Origin of the sequence: Halalkalibacter lacteus, assembly GCF_036663595.1 — a bacterium.
Taxonomy (GTDB): domain Bacteria; phylum Bacillota; class Bacilli; order Bacillales; family Bacillaceae_D; genus Halalkalibacter; species Halalkalibacter lacteus.
In genome coordinates this window covers 1-239 of sequence record NZ_JAWRVL010000432.1, presented here as the reverse complement: position 1 = coordinate 239, position 239 = coordinate 1, and the positions used below count along the sequence as shown (strand labels likewise).

General features: G+C 54.8%; 1 protein-coding gene. It reads right to left on the bottom strand.

The window, feature by feature from the left end; genetic code table 11:
- Positions 1 to 239, bottom strand: a 239-nt coding sequence (yjgA, locus tag SAZ04_RS22915) for a ribosome biogenesis factor YjgA (protein ID WP_332700087.1), incomplete at both ends; no start/stop codon positions are given.

The window sequence follows — 239 nt, the reverse complement described above, 5'->3', positions numbered from 1 at the left end:
GACAGCTCGCGCAGATACTGGAAAATCAGACGCGCAGACTTCGGCGGTTTATTCCCTTCTTTCTCTTTCTTCGCGTTGCGGATCAAAGAGCGCAGCTGCTGACGGTCGGCATTCGGCCACAGGTTCAGCACTTCCGGTACCGCATCATCGCCCTGTTCAATTAGACGATCGCGGATCTGCTCCAGCTTATGGAACAGCGCAACCTGCTGGTTGTGGCGGTTTTTCAGTTTATCCAGCGC